General features: G+C 64.5%; 11 protein-coding genes. 7 read left to right on the top strand and 4 right to left on the bottom strand.

Annotation, left to right across the window (positions count from 1 at the left end; all coding sequences use genetic code 11):
• The first annotated feature begins 196 nt into the window (after positions 1-196).
• From DKB74_RS05125 to DKB74_RS05115, 3 genes are read left to right on the top strand one after another with little or no spacing between them, the layout of a single operon-like run.
• On the top strand, positions 197-865 hold the full coding sequence (locus DKB74_RS05125) for an ImuA family protein (protein WP_145960902.1): 669 nt from the start codon (positions 197-199) through the stop codon (positions 863-865).
• Positions 771-2,285, top strand: coding sequence for a DUF6504 family protein (locus tag DKB74_RS05120; protein ID WP_109806958.1), 1,515 nt, complete (start codon positions 771-773; stop codon positions 2,283-2,285). Before DKB74_RS05125 ends, DKB74_RS05120 begins: the two co-directional genes overlap by 95 nt.
• Complete coding sequence (locus DKB74_RS05115; protein ID WP_109806957.1) at positions 2,282-5,500, top strand: error-prone DNA polymerase; 3,219 nt, start codon at positions 2,282-2,284, stop codon at positions 5,498-5,500. The genes DKB74_RS05120 and DKB74_RS05115 overlap by 4 nt, the downstream gene beginning before the upstream one ends.
• 210 nt (positions 5,501-5,710) lie before the next feature.
• Here the strand turns inward: DKB74_RS05115 and DKB74_RS05110 are convergent, their stop codons facing one another.
• Together DKB74_RS05110 and DKB74_RS05105 are read right to left on the bottom strand one after the other, a co-directional pair.
• Positions 5,711-14,194, bottom strand: coding sequence for a beta strand repeat-containing protein (locus tag DKB74_RS05110; protein WP_161956800.1), 8,484 nt, complete (start codon positions 14,192-14,194; stop codon positions 5,711-5,713).
• Between the two features lie 11 nt (positions 14,195-14,205).
• Complete coding sequence (locus tag DKB74_RS05105) at positions 14,206-15,891, bottom strand: ShlB/FhaC/HecB family hemolysin secretion/activation protein (protein ID WP_161956799.1); 1,686 nt, start codon at positions 15,889-15,891, stop codon at positions 14,206-14,208.
• A gap of 234 nt (positions 15,892-16,125) precedes the next feature.
• On the opposite strand from DKB74_RS05105, the gene DKB74_RS05100 reads away from it, so the two are divergent.
• Positions 16,126-17,184, top strand: coding sequence for a helix-turn-helix domain-containing protein (locus tag DKB74_RS05100; RefSeq protein WP_109806954.1), 1,059 nt, complete (start codon positions 16,126-16,128; stop codon positions 17,182-17,184).
• Positions 17,185-17,253: 69 nt separating this feature from the next.
• Here the strand turns inward: DKB74_RS05100 and DKB74_RS05095 are convergent, their stop codons facing one another.
• Entirely contained in the window at positions 17,254-18,996 is a 1,743-nt protein-coding gene (locus DKB74_RS05095) for a sensor histidine kinase (protein WP_161956798.1), read from the bottom strand.
• 73 nt (positions 18,997-19,069) lie between these two features.
• Complete coding sequence (locus tag DKB74_RS18770; protein ID WP_161956797.1) at positions 19,070-19,639, bottom strand: hypothetical protein; 570 nt, start codon at positions 19,637-19,639, stop codon at positions 19,070-19,072.
• Between the two features lie 229 nt (positions 19,640-19,868).
• On the opposite strand from DKB74_RS18770, the gene DKB74_RS05090 reads away from it, so the two are divergent.
• The 3 genes from DKB74_RS05090 (at position 19,869) to DKB74_RS05080 (ending at position 24,824) form a co-directional block, all read left to right on the top strand.
• A complete protein-coding gene (locus DKB74_RS05090) occupies positions 19,869-22,859 on the top strand; it encodes a sensor histidine kinase (RefSeq protein WP_109806952.1) in 2,991 nt (996 codons plus the stop codon).
• Positions 22,852-23,490: a response regulator gene (locus tag DKB74_RS05085; RefSeq protein ID WP_205007836.1), complete on the top strand. Its 639-nt coding sequence runs from the start codon at positions 22,852-22,854 to the stop codon at positions 23,488-23,490. The genes DKB74_RS05090 and DKB74_RS05085 overlap by 8 nt, the downstream gene beginning before the upstream one ends.
• 491 nt (positions 23,491-23,981) lie before the next feature.
• Positions 23,982-24,824, top strand: coding sequence for an alpha/beta fold hydrolase (locus tag DKB74_RS05080; RefSeq protein WP_205007840.1), 843 nt, complete (start codon positions 23,982-23,984; stop codon positions 24,822-24,824).
• Positions 24,825-24,837 lie beyond the last annotated feature (13 nt).

Here is a 24,837-nt window from a genome sequence, read left to right as displayed (position 1 = left end):
CAGCCGCCGCGAACCGTTCTTCGAAAATGTTTGCCGTGCTTCGCCATAGCCTGGCGGCGCGCAAGCCATGGCTTGCATATTGCCGAATATGGAACATAATGGGAACATCGTGTTCGATTCGGCTGCTTCGATCGGTTCCCTGAAACCGGCATCCCTGCCTGTTGCCGGCGGGGTGTTGCGCTTTGGCATTCCTCATATGGATCGCTGGCTGCATGGCGGTTTGCGCCGCGATGGCGTGCATGAATTCTATGCTGCATCGGCAGAGGACCGCGCATCGGCGGCGGCTTTCAGCCTGTTGCTGGTCGAATGTGCCGGCGGCGGTGATCCGGTGATGTGGCTGCGCCCCGACGCCCGCTCGTCGAAGAAGCACCATCCATTCCCTCCCGGACTGATCGATATGGGTATCGATCCCGACCGCTTCATCCTTGCCCGGCTCGGCGACAGGACGGATTTGTTGAAGGCTGCGGTCGACAGCATTCGCCATGGCGGTTTGGGCACAGTGATCCTGGAACTGGGAAAGCGTTTTTCCCGGATCGACCTTACAACCTCGCGCCGCCTTGCCCTGGCGGCCGAACGCAGCGGCACGATGGTGTTGATTCTCTTCGGCGATGCGGTGCCAGCGCCCAGCGCCGCCCATAGCCGGTGGCAGGTGGCCAGCGCAGCTTCCACGCCCTTGCCCGCCAATGCGCCGGGCCATCCGGTTTTCGACCTGACTCTGTTGCGCCAGCGCGGCGGGCAGGAGGGGCTTCACGTGCAACTGGAATGGGACCGTGAGCAAGCTTGTTTCCGAACGCCGCTATCTGGCGGTGCATCTGCCGTTCCTGCCGGCGGATCGGCGGATCGGCGCGCATCTCGCGCCGCCTGACGCGCCCTTCGCCATTACGGAAAAGCAGCGCGGCGCCATGCGGATCGTGGCGTTGTCGGCTGCTGCTGCGGCTCTTGGCCTGTCGCCGGGCATGGCGCTTGCGGATGCGCGCGCGCGCGTCCCCGATCTGGCCGCCTTTCCGCACGATCCCGGCGCGGACAAGGCGTTGCTGATACGGCTGGTGGAAGGGTGCGAACGCTATACGCCGATGGTCGCGCCAGCCGGGGAATCGGCGCTGCTGCTCGATCTGACCGGTTGTTTCGAAGCGCTGGGCGCGACGGAAACGCGCGTCGCCCGGGATCTTCACGCGCGACTGGGCCGCATGCGCCTGCACGCCAGACTGGCCAATGCGACCACGCCCGATGCCGCGCTGGCGCTTGCCCGATTCAGTGTTGCCGAAGTGGAAGCCTTGCCGGTGGCCGCGCTGGATCTGGGCGAGGAGGTGCATCGCGCGCTCAATCGGGCGGGGATGCGCAGTATCGGCGATCTTGCCAGCCGCCCCCGTGCGCCGCTGGCGGCGCGGTTCGGACCGGAGTTGCCGGTGCGGCTTGCGCGGCTGCTGGAGGAAGAGGACCGGCGGATCACGCCGCACCATGCGCCGCCGCCGGTGCTGGTCGACCGGCGTTTTGCCGAGCCGTTGGCGACGCTTGCTCCGCTGTGCGATGTCATTCGGGAACTGGCGCAGCAAGCCGAAGTCCTGCTTGCGCGCCGCGGCGAAGGCGGGCGGCGGTTCGAAATTGCGCTGTTCCGCACCGACGGCCATGTCGCGCGCCTTTCGGTCAATAGCGGCCGTCCGTTGCGCGATCCGGCGGCGATCGTGCGGCTGTTCGAAGAGCGGATCGAATCGCTGGCCGATCCGCTCGATCCCGGCTTCGGCTATGACATGATGCGGCTGGGCGTGTCGCAGGTGGAGCGGCTGGAGGTGCAGCAGGCCGAGCTTGTCCCGGCGCGCGCCGGTACCGCCGATCTCGCGCCGCTGCTCGACCGGCTGAGCGTGCGTTTCGGTGCGGAAAGCATATGCCGGTTCGCCCCGCGCGATGCGCATCTTCCGGAATATGCCGCCACGCTGGTGCCCCCGGAATCAACCGGGGCAAGCTGGTCGCAGCCCGAACCGGGCGAACCGCCGCTGCGCCCGCTGTTCCTCTACGATCCGCCGCAACGCATCATTGCGCTTGCCGAAGTGCCGGATGGGCCGCCGCGACGTTTCACCTGGCAGGGGCGCCACTATCGCGTGGTCCGTCACGAAGGGCCTGAGCGGATCGCCTATCCCTGGTGGAAACATCCTCAAGGCGAAGGGCCGACGCGCGATTATTATCGTGTCGAGGACGAAAGCGGTCATCGTTTCTGGCTGTTCCGCCATGGCCTGTACGGGCGGGAGAAGGACGATCCCGGCTGGTATCTGCACGGGTTGTTCGCATGAGCGGCTATGCGGAACTGGCGGCGGCGACCAATTTCTCTTTTCTGCGCGGGGCAAGCGCGGCGGAAGAGATGGTGGCGACTGCGATCGCGCTGGGGCATTGCGGTATCGGCATAGCCGATCGCAACACCGTTGCCGGGGTCGTCCGTGCCCATGTCGCGCTTCGCCAGGCGCGCGAGGACGCAGCCGAAGCAGGCTATGCGGTTCCCGATTTCAAGCTGGTGGTCGGCGCGCGACTGGCCTTTGCCGATGGCACGCCGGACATGCTGGCCTATCCGATGACGCGGCGCGGCTGGGGGCGGCTGACGCGGCTGCTCACCACCGGCAATCTGCGCGCGAAAAAGGGCGATTGCATCCTGCATGTGGCGGATCTGATCCGCTTTCATGAGGATTTGCTGCTGATCCTGATCCCGCCGGTGACGGACGCGTCGCTGCACGATCTGTCCCGAACTTTTTCCGGACGGTTGTGGCTGGGCGCAACGATGTTGCGAAACGGCCGGGACGCCCGAAAGCTGGCGGCGCTGCGCGAACAGGCGGATCGGGCCGGGATACCGCTGATCGCGCTCAACGATGCGCTTTATGCAACGCCGCAAGCGCGCCCGCTGCACGACATCCTGACCGCGATCCGCCTGAAGACGACGGTGCAGGCCGCCGGGCGCAAGCTTGCCGTCAATGCCGAGCGTCACTTGAAATCGCCCGGGGAAATGGCGCGCCTGTTCGCCGCCGCGCCGCAAACGCTGGCGGAAATCCCGGAGTTTCTCGGTCGCATCGCCTTCACGCTCGACGATCTGAAATATGAATATCCGCACGAACCGGTGCCGCCCGGCTATACCCCGCAGGGCTGGCTGACCGATCTGGTATGGATGCGCGCACAGGAACGCTGGCCCGATGGCGTGCCTGCGAAACTCGAAGCGTTGCTGCACGAGGAACTGGAGATCATCGCCGCTGCGCGATACGCGCCCTATTTCCTGACCGTTCACGACATCGTCCGGTTTGCGCAGAGCCAGGGCATATTGTGTCAGGGACGCGGCAGCGCGGCCAATTCGGCGGTCTGTTTCGTGCTCGGCATCACGGCGGTCGATCCGGCCGAGCATAATCTGCTCTTTTCGCGCTTCATCTCACCCGAACGCCGCGAGCCGCCCGATATCGACGTCGATTTCGAGCATGAGCGGCGCGAGGAAGTGATGCAATATGTGTATAAACGCTATGGCCGCCACCGTGCCGGTATTGCCGCCACCGTCATCCATTATCGCCCGCGCAGCGCCGTGCGCGAAGTGGGCAAGGCGCTTGGGCTGAGCGAGGATATCACGGCCCGGCTGGCGAGTACGGTATGGGGCAGCCATGCCGCGACCTATGACCGTCAACGCTGTGTCGAGGGTGGTCTGGACCCCGACAATCCGGCGATCGCGCGCGTCAATCGCTTTACGCAGGAAATCCTGCGTTTCCCGCGCCATTTGTCACAGCATGTCGGCGGGTTCGTGCTGACGCAGGACCGGCTGGACGAAACCGTGCCGATCCACAATGCGGCGATGAAGGACCGGACCTTCATCGAATGGGACAAGGACGATATCGACGCGCTGGGGCTGATGAAGGTCGATGTGCTGGCGCTCGGCATGCTGACCTGCATCCGCAAGGCGTTTGCGATGATCGATACGCATATCGGCAGGCAATATACGCTCGACAATGTCCCCGGCGATGCGCCGGACGTGTTTGCTATGCTTCAGCACGGCGACAGCATCGGCGTGTTCCAGGTCGAGAGCAGGGCGCAGATGAACATGCTGCCGCGGCTCAGGCCCCGCGAATTTTACGACCTCGTCATCCAGGTGGCGATCGTGCGACCTGGGCCGATCCAGGGCGATATGGTCCATCCCTATCTGCGCAGGCGACAAGGGACCGAAAAGGTCGAATATCCTTCGCCCAAACCACCGCACGACCCCGACGAACTACGCAGCCTGCTGGGCAAGACCAACGGCGTGCCGCTGTTTCAGGAACAGGCGATGAAACTCGCGATCGTCGCCGCCGAATTCTCGCCTGCCGAAGCGAACAAGCTGCGGCGTGCCATGGCCACGTTCCGCAATCTCGGCACGATCGATCAGTTTCGCGAAAAGATGGTCGGCGGCATGGTGCGTCGCGGATATGAACGGGATTTCGCCGAACGCTGTTTCAAGCAGATCGAGGGGTTCGGCAGCTATGGCTTTCCCGAAAGCCATGCGCTGGCCTTTGCCCGGCTGGTCTGGGTGTCGGCATATATCAAGTGCCGCTATCCGGCGATCTTTGCGGCAGCATTGCTCAATGCACAGCCGATGGGATTTTACGCGCCCGCGCAAATCGTCCGCGATGCACGCGATCATGGGGTTGAGGTGCGCCCGGTCGACATCAATCACAGCGAATGGGACAACAGCCTGGAACCTATGGCGGGCGCCGGGCTCGCGCTTCGGCTGGGCATGCGCCAGATTTCCGGTTTCAGGCAGGACTGGGCCGATGCGATCGCCCGCACGCGTCCGCATGCGGGGGTCGAGCAACTGGGCCGCAAGGCACATCTGCCGCAACGAGCGCTCAGCCTGCTTGCCGATGCCGATGCACTGGGCTCGATCGCGCTCGACCGGCGCGAGGGGCTGTGGGAGGCGCGACGCATGCCGGTGGGGGACCTGCCGCTCTTCGCGGCTGCCGATGCCTGCGAACTGGGTGCGGAACCCGCTGCGAACCTGTCGGCCATGACGCTCAGCGAACAGGTGGCCGCCGATTATCAGACGATCCGCCTGTCGCTGAAGGCGCATCCGATGACGTTCCTGCGACCGCTGTTCGATGGCGAAGGCGCGCTGCCCAACGCATCGCTGATACAGGCACGCAACGGGTGCCGGGTGACAGTGGCGGGCGTGGTTCTGGTGCGCCAGCGGCCCGGCAAGGGCAATGCGATCTTCGTGACGCTGGAGGATGAAGGGGGCATCGCCAATATCGTCATATGGGCGCGGCTGTTCGAGCGGTTTCGACGCGAAGTCATGGCCGCCCGGCTGATGCTGGTCGAAGGCGAGGTGCAAAAAAGCCCCGAGGGCGTCATTCACGTGATGGCGCAACGCATCCATGATCGCACCGCCGAACTCACGCGCCTGTCGGAGACGCACAATCCCGACCCGCTCCTCTCCCGCGCCGACGAATTCCTACACCCCCAGCACCCACGCAACGTCCGCATTCTGCCAAAATCGCGGGATTTCCACTGATCCCAGCGATGGCGGAACGATGTAGCGGCGATCCGACCGCAGATTTACAGGCAAGCCGCCAAATCGCTGGTGGCCCCTAGGGGAGTCGACGTCGTCTATACCGTCATGGATACCATTAAAATCGTTGGATATTCTCGCATGTCCTAGACGATGTTTCTGCCGGCTGGCCCCGCTGCAGGCGCCTGAGTGTCTTAAAACAACTCTCGGAGCTCATTCGCACCGCCATCCCGACGCCTTCTCGGGCGATTCGTCGTTGAAAGTGGCGAGGCAGCCCACGGCTTCCAAGCTCCTGAAGTCGGCAGAACGGGCTTCCGGCATATCCGGATATTCCAGTCGATATTGCAGAAAATCCCGGAACAATGCGCTGGGGGGATACAGACGAAATGCCGAAGCCGTGGGTCGGATCGTCAGGATGCCCTGCTCGAAGGTTACTGAATAGTTGGGCCCGGCGTAGAGCGACCCCTCATTTATGAGATAGTCCCCAGGCGCACTTCCCCTTTCCGCATCGGTCGAGAGTGCACCGGAGAGCGTATCGCCATTGACGAGCCCGTCGCCGCCGACCGTATAGGTGAGCGCCGGGTTGGCTTCGCCGTACAGCCGGCTGAGTGCATCGGCAGTCACGTTGAGCGCGCGCGGCGTGACGGTCAGGTTCGCCCCGGTGAACGCCAGCGTGTAATTGCTGCCAGCTGCCAGGTCGCCCTGGGTGATGGCGTAGGCCCCGACATTGCTGCTGGTGGTGGCGTTGGTCGCCAGCGATCCGCTGAGCGTATCGCCGTTGACGAGGCCGTCGCCGCCGACACTGTAGGTCAGCGCCGGGTTGGCCTCGCCATAGAGGCGGCTGAGCGCATCGGCAGTGACGTTGAGCGCACGCGGCGTGACGGTGAGGTTCGCGCCAGTGAACGCGAGCGTATAGTTGCTGCCAGCCGCCAGATTGCCCTGAGTGATGGCATAGGCGCCGACATTGCTGGTCGCGGTGGCGTTGGTCGCCAGTGCACCGCTGAGCGTATCGCCGTTGATCAGCCCGTCACCATTGACGCTGTAGGTGAGGGCGGGGTTGGCTTCGCCGTACAGCCGGCTGAGCGCATCGGCGGTGACGTTGAGCGCGCGCGGCGTGACGGTGAGGTTCGCCCCGGTGAACGCCAGCGTATAGTTGCTGCCGGCCGCCAGGTTGCCCTGGGTGATGGCATAGGCCCCGACATTGCTGGTCGCGGTGGCGTTGGTCGCCAGTGCACCGCTCAGCGTATCGCCATTGACCAGCCCGTCGCCACCGACCGTATAGGTCAGTGCCGGGTTGGCGTCGCCATAGAGGCGGCTGAGCGCATCGGCGGTGACGTTGAGTGCGCGTGGGGTAACGGTCAGATCGGCCCCGGTGAACGCCAGCGTATAGTTGCTGCCGGCTGCCAGGTTGCCCTGGGTGATGGCATAGGCCCCGACATTGCTGGTCGCGGTGGCGTTGGTCGCCAGTGCACCGCTCAGCGTATCGCCGTTGATCAGCCCGTCGCCGGTGACGCTATAGGTGAGGGCGGGGTTGGCCTCGCCGTACAACCGGCTCAGCGCGTCCGCAGTGACGTTGAGGGCGCGCGGCGTGACGGTGAGGTTCGCCCCGGTGAACGTGAGCGTATAGTTGCTGCCGGCTGCCAGGTCGCCCTGGGTGATGGCATAGGCACCGACATTGCTGGTCGCGGTGGCGTTGGTGGCGAGCGCGCCGCTCAGCGTATCGCCGTTGATCAGCCCGTCGCCGGTGACGCTGTAGGTGAGCGCCGGGTTGGCTTCGCCGTACAACCGGCTAAGCGCGTCCGCAGTGACGTTGAGGGCGCGCGGCGTGACGGTGAGGTTCGCCCCGGTGAACGCCAGCGTATAGTTGCTGCCGGCCGCCAGGTCGCCCTGGGTGATGGCATAGGCGCCGACATTGCTGGTCGCGGTGGCGCTGGTCGCCAGCGATCCGCTGAGCGTATCGCCGTTGACGAGCCCGTCGCCACCGACCGTGTAGGTGAGCGCCGGGTTGGCTTCGCCGTACAGCCGGCTGAGTGCATCGGCAGTCACGTTGAGCGCGCGCGGGGTGACGGTCAGGTTCGCCCCGGTGAACGCCAGCGTGTAATTGCTGCCAGCTGCCAGGTCGCCCTGGGTGATGGCATAGGCCCCGACATTGCTCGTCGCGGTGGCGTTGGTGGCGAGCGCACCGGAGAGCGTATCGCTATTGATCAGCCCGTCGCCGGTGACGCTATAGGTGAGCGCCGGGTTGGCCTCGCCGTACAACCGGCTCAGCGCGTCCGCAGTGACGTTGAGGGCGCGCGGCGTGACGGTGAGGTTCGCCCCGGTGAACGCCAGCGTATAGTTGCTGCCGGCCGCCAGGTCGCCCTGGGTGATGGCATAGGCACCGACATTGCTGCTGGTGGTGGCGTTGGTCGCCAGCGATCCGCTGAGCGTATCGCCGTTGACCAGCCCATCGCCGCCGACCGTATAGGTCAGTGCCGGGTTGGCTTCGCCGTACAACCGGCTCAGCGCATCGGCAGTGACGTTGAGCGCGCGCGGGGTGACGGTGAGGTTCGCGCCAGTGAACGCCAGCGTATAGTTGCTGCCGGCCGCCAGGTTGCCCTGGGTGATGGCGTAGGCGCCGACATTGCTGCTGGTGGTGGCCGAGGTGGCGAGCGATCCGCTGAGCGTATCGCCGTTGATCAGCCCGTCGCCGGTGACGCTATAGGTGAGGGCGGGGTTGGCTTCGCCATAGAGGCGGCTCAGCGCGTCCGCAGTGACGTTGAGGGCACGCGGCGTGACGGTGAGGTTCGCGCCATTGAACGCGAGCGTATAGTTGCTGCCGGCTGCCAGGTCGCCCTGGGTGATGGCATAGGCACCGACATTGCTGCTGGTGGTGGCGTTGGTCGCCAGCGATCCGCTCAGCGTATCGCCGTTGATCAGCCCGTCGCCGCCGACCGTGTAGGTCAGCGCCGGGTTGGCTTCGCCATAGAGCCGGCTGAGCGCGTCCGCAGTGACGTTGAGTGCGCGCGGCGTGACGGTGAGGTTCGCCCCGGTGAACGCGAGCGTATAGTTGCTGCCGGCGGCCAGGTTGCCCTGGGTGATGGCATAGGCACCGACATTGCTGCTGGTGGTCGCCGAGGTGGCGAGCGATCCGCTGAGCGTATCACCGTTGACCAGCCCGTCGCCGGTGACGCTATAGGTCAGCGCCGGGTTGGCTTCGCCATAGAGGCGGCTGAGTGCATCGGCAGTGACGTTGAGCGCACGCGGCGTGACGGTGAGGTTCGCGCCAGTGAACGCCAGCGTATAGTTGCTGCCGGCTGCCAGGTTGCCCTGGGTGATGGCATAGGCACCGACATTGCTGGTCGCGGTGGCGCTGGTCGCCAGCGCGCCGCTCAGCGTATCACCATTGATCAGCCCGTCGCCGCCGACCGTATAGGTCAGTGCCGGGTTGGCTTCGCCGTACAGCCGGCTCAGCGCGTCGGCGGTGACGTTGAGCGCACGCGGGGTAACAGTGAGGTTCGCGCCAGTGAACGCCAGCGTATAGTTGCTGCCGGCTGCCAGGTTGCCCTGGGTGATGGCATAGGCACCGACATTGCTGGTCGCGGTGGCGCTGGTTGCCAGCGATCCGCTCAGCGTATCGCCGTTGATCAGCCCGTCGCCGCCGACCGTATAGGTCAGCGCCGGGTTGGCGTCGCCGTACAGCCGGCTCAGCGCGTCGGCAGTGACGTTGAGCGCGCGCGGGGTGACGGTGAGGTTCGCCCCGGTGAATGCGAACGTATAGTTGCTGCCGGCTGCCAGGTTGCCCTGGGTGATGGCATAGGCACCGACATTGCTGCTGGTGGTGGCCGAGGTGGCGAGTGCACCGGAGAGGGTATCGCCATTGACGAGGCCATCGCCGCCGACCGTATAGGTGAGCGCCGGGTTGGCTTCGCCGTACAGACGGCTGAGCGCATCGGCAGTGACGTTGAGCACCCGCGGGGTAACAGTGAGGGTATCGGCCACATACAGCTTGCGCGGCGTGCCGGTCGTTGTCGTGCCGGAAATCGTCGCGCCATAGCTGCCGACGTTCGACGTCGTGTCCGCGCCGGACGTGACACTCCCCGCGTTCAGCACATAGGTGTCGGCACCAAGGCCGGAATAATCGGTGACAAACGTGCCGTTATTGTTGCCATAGGTGCGGAACAGACCGTCCGCGCCGATCACCACGACATCGTTCAGCGATCGTAGCTGCGCGAAATGCGCGGTCGAATCGCCGCCCTGTCCCGACTGATTGGGTGCAACCCAGACGTTCTGGAAATCGAAGCCCGCAAAAACGGTCTGGTAGGTCGACAGATCCTGAAGCTGCGCGGTCGTATAGCCCGTCGCCGCCGTCGTCGTGTTCGACGCCACCAGCGACGCGTCGATCTTGTCGCTATTGTACAGGATCGGGCTGCTGGCGAAGACGGTATTGTTCGCTACGATGCCATTGCGCGCAGAGGGGTTGATCGTGCCGTTCAGGAACACGCCCGAAATCGGCGCCGAGCTGCCGAACAGCGTTCCGAACAGCATGCCGCCGCGACCCGCCGTGTTCTGCACCGTCCCCTCGAAATAGACGTCGCGGACTTCGCCATTGTTGAAATAGCCGACGAGACCGCCCACCGAACCGCCGGTGTTCCCGTTTGAACTGATGGTGCCCGAAACCGCGCTGGTACGGATGATCCCGGTCTGGAGATATCCGACGATGCCACCGGCGCTTGCGCCTGTCACGTCGCCGGCCGAGCTGCTGCTCTCGATCGTCCCCGACGCCATTCCCGCGATGCCGCCCGCCCAGCCGATCGTCGCCGTCACATCCATGTTCGACGTGACGTTGCGCACCGTGCCGGTGGTCGTGGCGTTCTTGAAGAGGAGCGCGACGAGGCCACCGGTATAGCGCGCCGTGCTGTTGTTCGTACCGCTCAGCGAAACGTCGTGGATAAGGCCCGACACGAGAGCGAACATGCCCTGATAGTCACCGGTGCGTGCGTTCGTCGCACCCTGGCTGAACCCGGTGATCGCGTGCCCGCGACCGTCCAGCTCGCCCTCGAAGCCGAGGCTGCTCGTGTTGTCGCCGATGCCGATGAACCCGCCGGCGGACCAGACACCCGTCGCGTCGAGCCCCTGCGTCGCCGAGGCATCGATATCGGCGATCAGGGCGTAGGATCCGGTCCAGTTCGCATCCATCAGCTGGAGCTGGCGAACGTTGAAAATCTGGCCGACGCCATTCTGTGTAACCAATTCGCTGCGCAGGATCGGGCGCAGGTCGCCCGACTGATACCAGGTGTCGGTGAAATCGAACCCGGCATAGCTCGACGCGCTGCGCGCCTGCGCCGTCGTCAGGGCAACGGTGTCGTTGCGGCGGCCCGATTGGAGATAGCCGATGCCGTTGGCCACGCCGGCGACATCGCTATCCCAATAGTTGGTGCCGACATCGACGCCCGAATAGCCGACCAGCGCGCCGACGTTGATCGACCCGGCGTTGATCGTCATCGCTGCCCAGTTCCGGTTCAGCGTTCCACTCAAGATGGCGACAAGACCACCGATATTGTTGGTTCCCGGCGCGTCGATTCGCCCGGTGGCGAAACTGTCGCTGATCGTCCCACGCGCGTCGCCGACGAGGCCGCCGGCATAAGCGTTGTTATCCGTGAGCGTGATGGTGCCATCGAACGACGCATGCGACAGCGAACCGCTTAAGTCGCCGGCGATTCCGCCGGTGAACTTTGACGCGGTAATCGTTCCGGAGAAGTGGACGTTGTCCGCCGAGCCACGCAGCCGCGCGAACATGCCGCCCGAACCGGCGGCTGCAACGCCTCCGACGCTGGTCACCGAACCGGAAACCCAGATGTTGGATGCGGTTCCGCCGGAGTCGAGGGTTCCAATCAGTGCGGAGCTGTAATTCTCGCCCGTCACGCTGACGTTTTCGAGCCGCAAGTTGCTGATCGCGCCCGTTGCACGCGAGAACAGGGCCTGATCGGGCGCAGTCGCCCGGTCGATCGTCAGGTTCGAAAGCATGTGCAGCCCGCCATCGAAACCTGCTTCATGGCTCAGCGGGACCCAGCCGCCCGGACCCCAGATGCTGTTCGGGTCGCTGCCGTCGGTGGGGCTCATGTCGATATCGGCGATCAGTCGATAGTCGTTCGACGGGGCAGCATTGATCAGCTGCAGCTGCTTCAGCGTCGAAATTTCGTACACGCCATCGGCCGCAACCGGCGCCGCTTCGCCGCGCAGGATCGGCAGCATGTCATATGCTTGATACCATGTGTTGTTGAAATCGAAGCCGACCAGATTCGCGGGATCGCGCAATTGGGCGATGGTCAGCCCGGTGCCCGGCCCCGAGCCGTACGCCGTCTTGTTGTAATAGACGGTGGGCTCCACCGTGCCACGATTACGAGAGATGACGTACCGCCACGACGACGCCGTCGATCCGGTGACATAGCCGTTGCTCAGTACCGATGTCCCGGTGGCGCGATAGTCGTCATCAACGGAAGCCGACAATCCATAGGCCCAGGTGGACGTGATATGGGTGTTCACATAGAAGTTCGAAATCTGGCTATCGATGATGTCGAAGCTAAATCCGGCCCCCCAGCTGCTGTTGGTCCGGACATCTCCCATGACCGACACGCCGTCGAGACGCGAGTTCTGAATCGTGCGCGCGAAGCCACCGGCATAATATTGGACGTGCAGCGATCCGTCGAGGTGGACGTTGCTGATATCCGCGCCCAGCACCGTCTTTGCGAAAGCGCCACCGCTACTGTCGGTTCCGTCGATGTCGTATCCACTGATGACTAGATTCTTGAGCGATCCACCGAAAAGGTAGAAAATACCGACATTTCCACCAGTCTGGCGCAGACCGGTGATCGAATGGCCGGCCCCCTCGATCGATCCGGAAAACGCTATGGCGTCGTAATTGTCATCTTCGCCATAATCGATTCTCTTGAACCCGCTTCCGCTGTTCCAGGTCGCAGTTCCGCTGGCGTCGATATTGTTGGCAAGCGTGAAATTCCCGCTGGCGAAGCCCGCAATGCCCTGAAATCCGTAAATGTCGGTCAGCCGATATGGTGTCGCGGCGCTCCCGTCTCCACCCAGCGCGCGCATGAAGCTGCCGCCGTTGATACGGAAATCGGCCGCATGGAAGCTCGCGATGCCCGGGCCGACCTGGCGCCAGTCGCCGGTTGAATTGACGAAACGCGCGACATCGATCGCACCGCTACCGCCGCTGGTGCCGCCCGCCTTGATGTCCAGCGTCCCGGCATGGGCGGTGATCGCACCGTTGATGTCGATATTGCCCGCCGCCTGCAGCGTAAGCCGCGCATTGGTCGACCAGGTGATCGGCGCCGCAACCGTGATGTTGCCCGCCTGGGTTCCCGTCGCGCCCGTCGAAACGGTGATGTTCGCGGTCTTCAGCGCATTCATCAGCGTCGTGGCGTTGATCACGCTGTCGTCGGCGCTGGCGGTGAAGCCGGCCGCGCCGCTGTCCGCACCAGTCGAGATGGTGATGTTGCGCGGATCCAGCAGCAGCGTGCCGAACGCGGCGCCGCGCAGATCGGTCGCGCCGCGATAATCGAGCACGCCCTTGGACGAGACTTCGGCCTCGCCGCCATTGCCGCCGCCCGCGCCGCGCGCGCTGATCGTGCCGGCGAAATCGGTACGCTGGTCCGACCACAATACCACGTCGCCGCCATTGCCGCTTTCGGTCGCATCGGCGCGGATCATGGTTGTGGCATCGACGGAAACGGTCGCGGCGTGGGACAGGGTACCCTCGCCATGCCAGTCGCCGCCGATGCGCACTGCGCCGCCCCCTGCGGCGCCCGAGACATCGATATTCGCCGATTCCAGAACGATATCGCTGCCCGTAACCGTGACGCGACCGCCATCAGTCGCTGAAATAGTGCCGCCCAGTACCACGCTGCTGCCACTGCGCGACACGCTGGTGGCGGCGTCGGCACCGTCCAGGTTGACGGTATTCCGAGCTGCTGCGCGCGCCTGGCCGCCGGACAGGATGACGGCGCCGCCCCGCGCCGAAATGCTGCCCGAATTGGTCAGCGACGCGCTGGCGCCTTCGCTGAGCGCGACCTGAAGAAACCCGTCGGCTCCGAAATCGAGCGTCGCGCGATCGCCACCGGCCATTGCCACCTTGCCGAACGGCGCCAGAATCAGGCCGCGATTATCGACTTTGCCGCCCATCAGCGCCGCATAGCCGCCGCGCACGATCGAAATCTCGCCGGCATTGACCACAGAGCCGCCCGTTCCCGCGAACGAGAGCGCGCCGCCCTGCATGAAAGCATCGTCCCCAATGTCGAGGGTCGAGGCAACGAAGCCGCCGACATTCACGGAACCGGTTTCGGTGATGAAGATGCCGTTGGGATTGACCAGATAGACCTGGCCATTGGCGCTGAGCCGCCCGGCAATCACGCTGGTGGCGTCGCCCGTCACGCGATTGAGCAGCACCGAATTCGCATCGGGCGCCCGGACGTCGACCGAGCCGTCACGCGCGATCGAAAAATCCTGCCAGTTGATGATCGCGCGATCGCTGTTCTGCGTAATCGTCATCGCGTTGCCGGACGCGCTGATCTCCGCCGAGCCGCGTACAACAGTACCGCCTGCCGGCAGCGACTGCGCCTGCACGGCGAACGGAACCAGCGCCGAACCGAGAAGCAACGAAATCCGCAGCGTGCGCGCCATTTTGACAGGAGCCTTGATCATCATAGTGCCTCTCAGAAACTCAGCATCACGCTGAAAGTCAGGCGATCGTCATCGCCACGGCCAGCCACATTGGCGCGACCATATTCCGCGCGCCCGGTCAGATAAGGGTGGTTGCCACCGGGCAGCAGCGTCGCACGGACACCGGCTCCCCATGCGTTGATCGCGGTATCGCGTTGTTCGAAGAAGGTGGGGGCGTAGAGGCGCAAACCTGCCCGCGCTCCGTACACATAGGGGACCAGAGAAACCGGGGCCGTGTCGGGAAGCGGCAGGGACAGGCGAAGCTCGCCGCGCACCGCATAGCCGCTATCGCCCTGAATGGTCCCGGACGGCAGCGCCGAAATCGCGTCGACCCGTGCGACGCCGAACTGCTCGCCATTTACCACCGGATTGCCGAAGCTCGTCTGCCCCGACGCCATCATCGCCGCGCGCAGCGGACCTGCCAGCGTACCTTGCACCTCGACACGGGCATTGACCGTAGTGAAATCACTATCGGCGCCCGCGCGCGAAAGCGGTAGCAGCGGCGTTGCATCCGCCGCCGAACGCGCACCAAGCGCGTCTATACCCTGCGACAGCCGCACCGAGCCGTCGACATATCCGCCTGATGAGGGAAACCAGGTCGCGCGGCCCTGCAGTCGAACTATTCGCAATCGGTCTTCCGAAAGGGGAAGGTCGATCGGATAGACGATGTCCACCTGTTCCTTTGTCGCCTCAAACGCCAGATCGGCGCTCAGCGAAAGTGCGCGCGTGCGCACAAAGGGATAGGAAAGCGTCGCGGCGACACGGTTGAACTGGCTGCCGGTGCCCGGAAAGCCGGTGATGCGGCGCGGTGTGGTGCGCGCATCGGCGAATTCACCGGTGAGCATCAGGCCATTGTTGCCGATAGGAACGGTTATGCCCGCCGCGAGCGAGCGGTTGCGCGGATGATCCTCCAGGAGACCTTCGTTCCCGGTATTGGGCAGCCCGCTGACCCGCAGGTAGATTTGTTCGCCGGCACCGAACACCGAATTGAAATTGAGGCCAAGGCTCGCTGCGTCGCGACCCAGCGCGTCGGCAAGGCTGTTGTCATAGGCAACAAAGCCATTGATGGGGGCATATTCGCCCGTGAGCACCAGAACGCTGGCGCCCAGCTTCGAACCGGCAGCAAGCGCCGACCGCATCCGCAGACCCGGCACGTCGGAAATCAGCATCAGCCTACGCTCGATATCGGCAAGGCGAATATCCGGATTGTTCGCCAGCGATCGCGCGATCGCGGCGGCGCGCGCCCGCACATGCGGATCGAGCGAGGAAACGTCGACGCTCTCGATATAGCCCGAAACGACACGCAGCCGGATCACCGCCCCGGCATCTTCACCCTCCAGCGTCTGGGCGGGCACGATCACGCGCGTGAGCACCTTGCCTTGACGCGCATAGGCGGATTCGAGCGCTGCGGCGGCGGCGTAAACTTCCGCAACGCTGAGGGTCTTGCCTTCGAGGCGGTCGCGCAGCGCTTTGACCTGCGGATCGTTCGCGTCGGCGCCTTCGACCACGACTTCGCGGATGCGCAGGTCGATCTTGTCGGCGCCCGGGGGCGCTTCAACCCCGGTGTCACGAGGAAGCACGACCGGCCCGCCTTCGCGCGCTTGCCGGGGAGCAAAGCTCTCCGGTGCAAGCTGGCTGGCGGTCTGTGCCGCAGCGGGCAGGGTGACGAAGGTGATCAAACCAGCCGCAACCGCAGCTGGCGCAAAATGCCGGAAACGCAACTGGTATCCCCCCCCCTATATTCGAAGAGTCGGGCTACCGGCGAACGCTTGTTTTCAGCAATGCCGCCATTGTCTCACGAAGAGGCGATTCCGCAGATTCTGTCCCAGTCAACGGTAGATTTCGATTAACCACACGGATATTCGCGTTCCGCCAACGGCTAAGAAAACGAAAAAACTGGGCGAGGAACAGCGATGCATAAATGGGCCGGTAAGGTTCAGGCCGACCAGCAGATTCCCTTCGTCCGGTACGCGCGAAATCCCGACGAATCGATGCTGCACTATATGCAGAGGATCGCGCAGGCGATCGCCTTTGCATTCCGGGTCGAGCCTGAGGCTTTTGCGAACCAGCCGGGTTTCAGTTGCATCACCGACCTGCATGTACTGGCGAACGGGATCATCGCCCGGACGTGGATCGACGGCACGTTCATGATCGAGAGCGATCAGGCTTATGTCGAAAGCCATCAGGCCGACCAGCTCTTCATCTATTTCTTTGAAAAGGGCACGGCGAAAATGGCGCCGACCCGGACCGGGCTTCCGATCGGCGTGGGCGATATCCTGATCATGGATGTCGCCAATCCCGGCATGCTGCAGCAGACGGATTCGATCAATTTGCGGATCATCGTGCCGCGATCCTCGATGGGCCCGGACTTCGGTGACCGCGACGTTCATGGCTGCATCATCCCGGCTCAGGCGCCGCTTGCGGGTATCCTCAACACCTTTGCCAGCCGGTTGATGGACGATTTGCCCCGTATGTCGATGTCGGAAGGCGTCGCCGCGCTCACAATGCTGTTGCAGCTGCTCGCCCATGCGACTTCAGAACGCTATCAACGACGCTATCAGCAGGCGAGCGTACGCGATCGTGCCGAAGCCGTGATCACGCATCAGATTGCACAGCCCGACCTTTCGGCGTCGTCGATAGCCGAACAGCTCGGTATCTCGCGCTCCACTTTGTATCGTGCTTTCGAAAATCTGGACGGGGTCAAAAATTACATATTGGCCAGACGGCTGATCGTGGCCTGGAGCGAAATCATCGAAGACCCCCAGCTAGTGCTTTCGATCGTCGCACAACGCAGCGGCTTTCGCTCCTCGTCGGCGATGAAGCGCGCTTTCAACCAGTTGACCGATGTTTCGATAGAAGAGGTACGCGACATGTCCCCGCAGCAGCAATCCGCCGCCACCGAGCGGCTATCGCGGCTGATGATCCGAAACTGGGAATTGCGCATGGGCAAGATACCCGGCCGGCCAGGTTAAGTAGCTGACCCGAGGGCGCAGGCCGGGCGATCAGCTACCCGGGTGTAATCGCTGGTCCCCCCTACGGGTTCACGACCTAATCCATTGAAATGCAGCAGAACCTCCTGCGGTCGATGGGTGCGGTACCATCGAAGATGCCAGCAGGTGTTTCGGATCCATCGGGCCATTGCGCGATTGAAGAGCGCCGGACGAGGTTGGTGTCCGAAGTTGCGGGCTATGACCAACGGCTTCTGACCCTGGACAGGAAGATTCCGGTATCGAGCCGTGCGCTGCTTCGACGAGCGGCAAGCGGATCTCTGCCACTGCCCCGCCGCCGGGCAGGTTCCGCATCGTCAACGTTCCGCCATGCTTATCGATCGCGCTCCGGCAGATGGCGAGGCCAAGACCCATTCCGTCGATCTTGGTGGTTTGGAACGGCTCGAGCAGCTGGTCCAGAGCCGCTTCGCTCCAGCCGGTGCCGCGGTCGGAAACGGATAGCAGAAGCTGATCGCCCTTGATGCCGGAGGCTATGGTGACGACCCGGTCGCACGCATCCGTTTCCGCCATTGCCTGGAAACTGTTCGTGACAAGATTGACGATGACCTGCTGGATCAGGATCGCGTCGCCCCGGATTGTTGCGTTGGATGCGCCAAGCCGAAAGGAGACGCGCCCGCAATGCTCGGCTGCGTCGCGCTGAAGCAGCGGCTCCATTCCTGCAACAAGATCGTCGGGCGCAAGGCCTGTGAACTCGTGCCTCGCGGATCCGGTAAGCTCACGCACGCTGCCGATCACCGCGTGGACATGATCCACCGCTTTGACGACCATTTGCAGTGCGTCCTGCGCCTCGGCAAGGTCGGGCTGGGGCCGATCGAGCCAGCGGCTGCATGCCTCGGCGTAGCTGCGCACAGCGGAGAGCGGCTGATTGATCTCGTGCGCGATCGCAGCCGACATTTGGGCGAGGATCGTCGCGCGCTGTGCACGATCCAGTTGCGCGCGCATCTTCTCCACCGTTGTTGCCAGGCGATTGCGTTCGCTTACGTCGAGGATGCTGGCAGTTACCCGATCCAGCGGACCATCGGCCGGAATACCGATGGCGATGATCACGTCGAGCATTCCGCCACTACGCGTGTGCACCCGCGCCTCGGTCTGGAAGAAGGGCCTCCGCTCGTCGAGTGCGAGCAGGAGCTCGCCGAAACTCGCTTCGTTTTCGGGCATCAGGTCGCCCAGCCGCGGGAAGAACATGCGTCTGCTCGGCACTTCCAGCAGGCGTAGCGCCGTTTCGTTCACATTGGCGATGCGCACCAGCCGCCGCATCTCCGCGACGAATTGGGGGTGCGCGGCGATGTGGCGGCGCAAATCTGCAACGCCGGTGGCGCGGAGCGCCGCAAGCGCCTGCTCAACCGGGCTGAAGTCATTTTCCCAGAGGCCGATGGCGAGCTTGTCGACGACCTCCCGATGTCGGGTTGCGCTGGCACGCAGCGTCGCGAATGCATGGCGAACGCGCAGTATCAACAGGGTGGTTACCGCATTTGCGGCAAGGCTCACCACCATCCTGGCCACCGGACTGAGCCCGGGTTCGGGGACATGGTTCCAAAAGAAGCTGACGAGCGTCAGTGCCGCGCACACGCCGCTCCAGGGGAAGATAGCGCCGCTGCGCGATCCGCTGCCGATGAGCAGCAACGGAAGCACGTACAGCACCGCGATCGCGCTCCCGAGTACGGTGAATGTGTCGAGTGCGAAAATAGCTGCGATCAGCGCCGCCGCAACCAGCCCACGCTGCATCGCTGCGGATGCGCGGCCTGGGGGCGGGGCGGTAAGGGCAGAACCGTTCATGGCGGCAGAATGATGCCCTCCGCCATCTTGGGAAAGACCCGGACAGGGTCGCGCCTCACCCCACTTTCGGGGGCTAGTTGCCTTCTGACGAGCGGCGCACCTCGGCGTAGCGCGTCTGGAGGAAACCAGGCAATTCAACCGGCGGGCAAAAGCGGAAGCGGGCGCTATCGTGACGTGTCGCCAGCGTGAAGGTGAGCGCATCCGCCACCGTGATCGTCTGCCGTTCGGTCGTACGGCGCCCAGCGCCCGAAGGGGTGTCGATGCACGACTCGTCGACCGTGTAACGCTCGCCATCGTGCGAGAGGATCCGCGCATGACAGGCGTGCGTTGCCGATCCGCTGAGACCGCTCCCATCGTAGATGCGGATCGCCGCGTTCGGCGGATCGCCGCAAGCGGTACCTTCCTGCACATAGATGCCGCGTTCAAGCGGCAGCACGCCCTGGGCATGGTCGGCGTTGCCTGCGGCTCTGTTCTCTTCGAGCGGCTCGGGCGTCTGTATGGGAGTCGGCTGCGGCACGGCAGGATCGTTGGTGCGGCTGTTTTGAATGTCCGCGACCTCTGTATCCGGCTGCGGCGCGCTCACCTTGCTATCGCAGGCTGCCAGTAGTGCAGCTGGAAGCAGCAGCAAAAGATGGTTTCTCACGGAAGACTCCCCAGAGGTGATTGCCCAGAAACCGGCAAGTCGGGTTTCCGGACGATCATGTCTTGTCGGTTCTGCGCATGGGGCGGCAGCACTTCCCCCCTCTTTCGGGTGGGTTCGCCGGGTGCGCCGCACATGCTAGCGTTCTGGTTCTTGCGAAAGAGGGGCAACGGCAGTGGCATGCGACTGGTCGCGGTCTACAAGGTGGCATTCGCCTTCGTTGCTCGTCAGCATGGTCTGCGCCCTCGTCCTTCTGGCGACGGTGCCCGCTACGGCGCAGGACCTGCGGCCCACGCTGTCGCAGTTCAAACATCGCAGCTGGACGCGGGAAGACGGTGCGCCCGGCGCAGTGCATGCGATTGCGCAGACGCCGGACGGCTTTCTATGGCTCGGCACCAGCCGCGGCCTGTACCGGTTCGACGGCGTGACGTTCGAGAAGGCGGGCGTAGCGGCGGGCTCTCAGCTGGAGAATATCGGAGTGTCTCACCTGATCGTCGGGCGGGACGGAACGCTATGGGCTGGGCTGTTCGATGGTGCGGGCGTGGCGGTACTGCGCGGTGGACAGTTGCACGACATGCACATGCCCGATCCGCCGATGATGATCACCGACCTGGTCGAGGGGCGTGACGGCAGCATCTGGGCGGTCTGGGGCGGGCTTGAAAATCGCCTGGCCCGCTATGTCGACGGTCGCTGGCAGAAGATGGACGCGGTCTCGCACCTGCCTGCGGGGCAGATCATAGGAATCGTCGTCGATGCCGACGGGACGCTGTTCGTCTCGCTCACTGCGCGTGGCGGCGGCGGCGGGGTGCTTGCCTATCTTCCCCGAGGCGCGGCTCGGTTTCGACGAAGCCCCCATCGAGGGCTGGCGACTGCGAGCCTCGCGCGCGATTGCGCGGGGCGGCTCTGGGCGGCCGGCCGGACCGGCACCTATCCGCTCGACCCGTACAGCGATGGCAATGTGTCCGGGGCCGCGCGCTACGCTGCCGTGCCGGGTTTGCGCGTGGCGGCAATCACCTTCGATCGCTGGGGGGGCATCTGGGGCACCACGCGCACGGTCGGCGTCTTTCATGTCGCTGCGCCATGGGAGCGATCGGAAGTCGAGCGATTCACCGCTGCCGATGGCTTGAGCGCCGACAGCACACGTTCTCTGCTCGTCGATCGCGAAGGAACGATCTGGATCGGCACCGGGGAAGGGCTCGATCAGTTCCGTCGCGTCCCGGTGGTGCTGGAAGCAGGCGTCGAAGCCGACATCGTCCACGGCAACATCATGGCCGATGGCGATGGCGGTACCGCCTATATCACATCGCACGGGCGACTGTTCGCCATCGACGGCAGCGCGCGGCCTCGCATGATTCTCAGCGGCTTCCCTTCCGAAAGCGTGATCTGCCCGGCGCGAACAGGCGGCGTGTGGCTGGGGGGGCAGTCGTCCGTTCGGCGAGTGGGGCCGGCGGGAGAGGTGCGGGGGCGATGGCAATCAGGCAATGTTTACAACTGCCTTGAGGACCGCCGCGGCCGTCTGTGGCTTGCAACCGGTGACGGTCTGCAGCTGCTGGAGAACGGGCGACTGCAGTCGCTTGATGGCGCGCAGACCAAAGGCGACGTGTGGGACATGGCGCTCGATCCCGATTACGATCTTGCGTTCAGCCTTAATCAGACCGGGCTTGTTCGTGTGCGCGGTCGTGCGATGACATATCTGGCGCCCGAACGGCTGGCGGTCGGGCCGATCGGGGCGATGGCGTCGGATTCGCGGGGCCTCTACGTCAGCGGCGCGCGGGGAATGCTGCGTATCCGCGGCAACCGGATCGACAGGATCGATTCTGCGCGCGCACCGTGGCTCGCCGGCGCACGCGCGGTGATGCGTACCGCCGACGGCGAGACCTGGATCCTGAATGATGACGGCATTTCCGTTCTCTCCAGCGCGGCGCTGGACCGCGGCTTTGACGATCCCTCGTCCGCGATTGCCCGGCGACTGTACGACAGCCGTGACGGACTGCCCGGCGGGCCACAGCATATCGGCTTTCGCGGCGGTCAGCTTGCTGCGGGCAGCGACGGGCGGCGCTGGTTCACGACGCGAGCCGGGCTCGTTCGCCTGGACGGCCTTCATGCCGTCGATAGAACGCCGCCACCCGTGGCGATCCGCATGCTGTCCGGCGGCGGAGTGGCAGTGCGCGACCCGCAAATCTCGGTGCTGCCAAAGGGGACGCGGACGGTGACGATTGCCTATTCGGCTCTCAGCCTTGCCGTGCCGGAACGCGTGCGGTTCCGGTACCGGCTGGAGGGCATCGACGAGGACTGGGTCGATCCTGGGGCGCGGCGCGAAGCCAATTATGCGAACCTCCCGCCGGGAACATATCGGTTCAATGTGATCGCGGCGAGCGATGCGGGGGTGTGGAACCGCGAAGGGGCCGTGGCAAGTTTCACGATCCCGCCGACCTTTCTGGAAAGTCCGACCTTCCACATCCTGCTGCTTCTCGGCGCGGTCGCCCTGCTCTGGCTCGCATATTCGCTGCGGATGCAGGCCGTCACCGCGCGGGTGCGGCTGCGCATGACCGAGCGGCTGCGCGAGCGCGAGCGCATTTCGCGCGATCTTCACGACACCTTTCTGCAATCGGTTCAGGCGTTGATCCTGCGGTTTCAGCTTGCCGCCGACGAACTGCCGCGCGGAGCGGCTTCGCGCGGCGCGCTGGAGAACGCGCTCGATCAGGCGGATCAGGTGATGGCTGAGGGTCGCGAGCGACTGCACGACCTGCGTGCGTCCGAGAAGGCGAGCGCCATCGAAATAGCGCTGCGCGAGCTGGTCGAGCGTCAGCATTTCGACTCTCGCGTCGAAAGCTGTGTGCTTACTTCCGGCGAACCGCGCCCGCTGCACCCCCTTGTCGCGACGGAAGCGGTGAACATCGCGCGCGAGGCGCTGTTCAATGTCTGGCGTCATGCGCGTGGCGATCGCGTTGAGGTTCTGATCGGCTTTGACGCGCATCAGTTCGTTGTGCGCGTCAGGGACAATGGCACTGGCATCGACCCCGACGTGCTTGGCGCCGGCGGGCGCGCGGGACATTTCGGATTGGCCGGAATGCGAGAGCGTGCGCGGGGCGTGGGCGGCGAACTGGCGATCGACGCCGCACCTGGCAGTGGGACCGACGTGTCGTTCGTGGTGCCCGCCACGCTTGCGTATCGCCTCGCAGAGGCTCCCCGGGGACGCTTGTGGAGATGCCGACGTGATTGAAAACCTGCCGCTCCGCATCCTCGTTGCCGATGATCACGCCATCCTGCGCGAAGGAATCGTCGCAGTGGTTGAACGCCAGCAGGATATGTGCGTGGTGGCCGAAGCTTCGGACGGCGCGGCGGCCGTGCGGATGTTCGCCGAACAGCGCCCGGACATCGTGCTGATGGATCTGCAGATGCCGCAACTCGACGGAATCACGGCGATTGAGCACATTCGTGCCGAAGCGTCCAACGCGACGGTCCTCGTGCTGACCACCTATGCCGACAAGGTTCAGGCGGCGCGCGCGCTTCGCGCGGGAGCCGCAGGATATGTTCTGAAGAGTTGCATCCGCAAGGATCTGGTGGGAGCAATTCGCAGCGTGCGTGCTGGTCGCCCGGTGATCAGCCCGGAAATCCGCGTGCCCGATGTCGACGCCGGGAGAGGTCGGCTCACTGCACGCGAGATCGACATACTCGAACTGGTCGCTGCGGGGCAGCAGAACAAGTGCATCGCGTGGCAGCTCTCGCTGTCTCCGGAGACAGTGAAGGGCCATCTCAAGCAGATCTTCGCCAAGCTGGGCGTGGAGGATCGTACCCAGGCAGCGATCGTGGCAACCCGCAAGGGATTCATCGGACTGCGCCGGCAGCTTTAGGGAGCGCGCGCGGTCAGACGAAGCGGCGAATCGGTCCCGGTTGCGGCGTGCGATCCGGAAGCGCCCAATGACCGGGTTTGGTGATCGCGCACCGGCGCCGGGCGTATATCATACGATGGTTGAGGGAGCTGTCGTGCCGCTCGGCCGAACTATACGATGGTTTCCGGCGCAACTGCGTGCGTCGTGCGGTGTCGGCGTGCTCCCATGCCGTCTGGCGCGCTCTACGGCATCCCTTCGTATGGTAACCGGCCGACCTTCTTCGGCTTAGATCGGCATCGAACGGGATGGGGACGCGATGCAGCGGCACGCATCCGGCCCGGGTGAAACGCTGCGACCACCAAAGGGATACGAAGATGACGCAACCCGACATTCTCCTCTCGCGCCGCGGCCTGATCGCCGGTTCGGCGGTCGTCGCTTCGGTGGCGTGCCTTCCTCGTTCGGTACTGGCCGGAACCGCCGTCGGTTCCTCTTCTCAAAATGGAGTAACGCGCATGAGCAGCGGTTTTGTCACGACCCAGGACGGCACCCAGATCTTCTACAAGGATTGGGGGCCGCGCGACGCACAACCCATCGTGTTCCACCATGGATGGCCGCTCTCGTCCGACGATTGGGACGCGCAGATGCTGTTCTTCCTCGCCAACGGTTACCGTGTCGTGGCGCACGACCGGCGCGGGCACGGGCGATCGTCGCAAGTCGGCACCGGCAACGATATGGATCATTATGCCGCCGACGCCTCCGCAGTGGCCGAGCATCTCGACCTGCGGAATGCCGTGCACATCGGCCATTCGACCGGCGGCGGCGAAGTCGCGCGCTACGTGGCACGCCATGGCCAGCCGCAAGGGCGCGTCGCCAAGGCGGTGCTGGTCAGCGCGGTGCCGCCGCTGATGCTGAAAACAGCGGCGAACCCCGACGGTCTTCCGATGGAAGTATTCGACGGCATCCGCGCCGGGCTTGCCGCCAATCGCGCGCAGCTGTTCGTCGATTTTCCGACCGGTCCCTTCTACGGCTTCAATCGGCCGGGCGCGACCGTGTATCAGGGGGTCATCGACAATTGGTGGCGCCAGGGGATGATGGGCGGCGCGCTGGCGCAATATGAAGGCATCAAGGCCTTCTCCGAAACCGACCAGACCGAGGATCTCAAGGCGATCACCGTGCCGACGCTCGCCATGCAGGGCGACGACGATCAGGTCGTACCCTTTAAGAACGCAGTGGTGCGGCAGGGCGAGCTTCTGCGGAACGGCGAGACCAAGATCTACCCGGGTTTCCCGCACGGCATGCTGACTACCCATGCCGATGTGATCAATCCCGACCTGCTGGCGTTTGTCCGCAAGTAAGTCCGATCGGGCG

The organism is Stakelama portus, assembly GCF_003171655.1.
GTDB classification, from domain to species: domain Bacteria; phylum Pseudomonadota; class Alphaproteobacteria; order Sphingomonadales; family Sphingomonadaceae; genus Sphingomonas; species Sphingomonas portus.
The sequence above is the reverse complement of the archived record's forward strand: the minus strand, read 5'-3'. Positions and strand labels throughout refer to the sequence as shown.